Origin of the sequence: Polaromonas sp. (assembly GCF_012927415.1) — a bacterium.
GTDB lineage: Bacteria > Pseudomonadota > Gammaproteobacteria > Burkholderiales > Burkholderiaceae_C > Polaromonas.
This window is the reverse complement of the sequence record NZ_JABBPF010000065.1, coordinates 1-2731: the sequence shown is the minus strand read 5'-3', so window position 1 is coordinate 2731 and position 2731 is coordinate 1. Positions and strand designations below refer to the sequence as shown.

The 2731-nt window shown below is 58.5% G+C and carries 2 protein-coding genes; both read left to right on the top strand.

From position 1 onward, the window contains the following. Window positions 1–2155 (top strand): ribonuclease R (gene rnr / locus HHJ19_RS06695; RefSeq protein ID WP_296905207.1); only part of this gene is annotated, 2155 nt, incomplete at its 5' end. A gap of 42 nt (window positions 2156–2197) precedes the next feature. Beyond that, window positions 2198–2731, top strand: a 534-nt coding sequence (locus HHJ19_RS06690) for a YggT family protein (protein WP_296905205.1), incomplete at its 3' end; no start/stop codon positions are given.

Sequence of the window (2731 nt, the reverse complement as noted above, 5' to 3'; positions counted from 1 at the left end):
CGACCGCAAAAACCGGCCCGAAGGCCGGGTGACCGAAATAATCGAGCGCTCGACCAACCCGATCATTGGCCGTCTTCTCCATGAAAGCGGTGTCTGGCTGGTGGCGCCCGAGGACAAGCGCTATGGCCAGGATGTGCTGATACCAAAAGGCGCTACGGGCACTGCCAAGACCGGTCAAATCGTGGTGGTCAAACTGACCGAACCGCCGGCCTTGTTTGGCCAGCCGGTGGGGCTGGTCACTGAAGTGCTGGGCGAAATCGACGATCCGGGCATGGAAATCGAAATTGCTGTTCGCAAATACGGCGTGCCGCACGAATTTAGCGACGAAGCGCTGGCGCTTGCCCGTACCTTGCCCGATGCCGTGCGCCCGGTAGACAAGACGCACCGCATAGACTTGACTGACATTGCGTTGGTCACGATTGACGGCGAGGACGCGCGCGATTTTGATGACGCCGTCTATTGTGAGCCTGCCAAGGTAGGGCGTAGCAAGGGCTGGCGGCTGCTGGTGGCAATCGCCGATGTCAGCCATTACGTGGAAACCGGTAGCGCCATTGACATTGATGCCTATGACCGCGCAACCAGCGTGTATTTTCCGCGTCGCGTGATTCCCATGCTGCCGGAAAAACTGTCTAACGGGCTGTGCTCGCTCAACCCCCATGTTGAGCGTCTTTGCATGGTGTGTGACATGCTGGTTAATGCCAAGGGAGAGGTTCACGCCTACCAGTTTTACCCGGCGCTGATGTTGAGTCAGGCCCGTTTGACTTATACCGAGGTGGCCGCCATTTTGGGCAACACGCGGGGTCCTGAAGCGGTGCAACGCAAGGCCGTGGTGCCGCACTTGCTGAATTTGCACGAGGTGTACAAAGCGCTGCTCAAGGAGCGCAGCGTGCGCGGGGCGGTGGATTTTGAAACCACCGAAACCCAGATTGTTTGCGATGAGGTGGGGCGCATTGACAAAATCATTCCGCGTACCCGTAATGTGGCGCACCGGCTGATCGAAGAGGCGATGCTGGCTGCCAATGTGTGCTCGGCCGATTTTATCGCGCAGAGCAAGCATGTCGGCCTGTTTCGCGTACACGAAGGGCCGACGCCGGAGAAAATCGAGTTGCTGCGCAATTACCTCAAGGCGAGCAATATCGGCATGACCGTGAGCGACGATCCTGCTCCGGGCGAGTTCCAGCAGATCGCCCTGGCGACCAAAGACCGCCCCGACGCACAGCAAATCCATTCGATGCTGTTGCGCTCCATGCAGCAGGCGATTTACACGCCCATGAACAGTGGCCATTTCGGCCTGGCGTATGAGGCTTACACCCACTTCACAAGCCCGATTCGCCGGTATCCGGATTTGCTGGTGCACCGCATCATCAAGGCCGTTTTGAAAAAGACCAAGTACCAACTGCCGGTGCTGCCCACACCTGGCGAAGCCGAGGCCAAGCTGTCCAAACGGCTGGCGGCGCGTGTCAGGGAACCAAGCGAAAAGCCCAAAAAAGCCAGCGTTGATCAGCTTGCCTGGCAAGCTGCGGGTCTACATTGCAGCGCCAATGAACGCCGTGCGGACGAAGCCAGCCGCGATGTCGAAGCCTGGCTGAAGTGCAAGTACATGCGCGAGCATCTCGGTGAGGAATTTGGCGGGGTGGTCACGACGGCGACCGGATTCGGCATTTTCGTGACACTTGACGCGATGTATGTGGAGGGTCTGGTCCACATCACCGAACTCGGCGGCGAATACTTCCGCTTTGACGAAGCGCGCCAGGAATTGCGTGGCGAACGCAGCGGCATGCGTTATGCCATCGGAACGCGGGTTCGGGTACAGGTCAGCCGTGTCGATCTGGATGGCCGAAAAATCGACTTCCGGCTGGTGCATGAAGGCGAAGACAAAGCGCAGTTGTTGAGCCGGAACATGAAGGACAAGGCTGGCGGCGCTTCAGCTGAACTTTCTGTGCAGGAGCGCGGTAGCAAGGAAGGTGGCAAATCGGCGGACAAGCGTTCGGAGGCGCGCACCGGCAAACGCAATTCCGGTACCGAAAGCCATAATGTGGCCAAGGACACAGTAACTGACAGAACGGCCAAATCGCCGATTCACGCACTAAAAGCTGTTGCCAAGAAGGCGGCCGGAAATCCGGGTCGAAAACAAGGCAAAAAGCCGCGTCGATAAGGCGTTGATGATGCTTTTGATGCTTGCACACGCGAGAAATTTATGCTGATCAAGGTTTTGGCTTTTTTGCTTGAGACAGCGTTTTTTCTGCTGATCGCTGCAGCCTTGCTGCGCGCCTGGATGAACTGGTTGCGTGTCAACATGAAAGCGCAACCAGGCAGTTTTGTGATGGCCTTGACGGACTGGCTGGTCAAGCCGTTGCGGCGCGCACTGCCTCGGTCGCTGTCCCAGTCTCAGATTGACTGGGCCAGCGTGCTGGCTGCCGTATTGATCGCCCTGGGTTATGCCCTGCTATGGTGGCTGTTGTTCAGCGTGCTGCTCGGCGCTGTCTCCTGGAGTCTGGATGCCTTGCCGACGGTGATGCTCGGGATATTCGTCTTTGCGCTGAAGATGCTGATCCGGGTGACGCTGCAGACGCTGTTTATTCTGGTGCTGGGCTACGCCATCATGTCCTGGGTGCAACCCGGCTCGCCCGTTTACAGCCTTCTGGGCCGCCTCACCGAGCCCTTGTTGACGCCCCTGCGACGGGTCATCCCGACGGTGGGGGGGGTGGATTTGTCAGCACTTGCGCTGCTG